Source organism: Nocardia blacklockiae, assembly GCF_015477355.1.
Classification (GTDB): domain Bacteria; phylum Actinomycetota; class Actinomycetes; order Mycobacteriales; family Mycobacteriaceae; genus Nocardia; species Nocardia blacklockiae.
On sequence record NZ_JADLRJ010000067.1, the window covers coordinates 1 to 288 of the forward strand.

At 42.7% G+C, this 288-nt stretch carries 1 protein-coding gene; it reads right to left on the minus strand.

Going from position 1 to position 288, the window contains the following annotated elements:
• Positions 1-138: 138 nt before the first annotated feature.
• A complete protein-coding gene (locus IU476_RS37330; protein WP_369123146.1) occupies positions 139-288 on the minus strand; it encodes a helix-turn-helix domain-containing protein in 150 nt (49 codons plus the stop codon).

Here is a 288-nt window from a genome sequence, read left to right on the forward strand (position 1 = left end):
ACATAATGCGGTGAAGGAAGCCTTTTCTCTTGTGTCCCTGAAGCAGGTGTTCGCCGATGAAAAAACGCGTCTCGACGTCTCATAGGTTCAACTCATGTGGCACCCAATTTCCATGTTTTTGAATCATTCCAAGCTGCTTTAGACGTTAAGTAATGCCTTCAATTCGTCATCTTCAAACTTTTTTGGCTGCCCAGGACGTTCATCGTCTTCTAAGCCAAAATCACCACTTTTAAATCGTGCAAACCACTTTTGGCACGTTCGCTCAGCTAGAGTATAATCACTATAAAT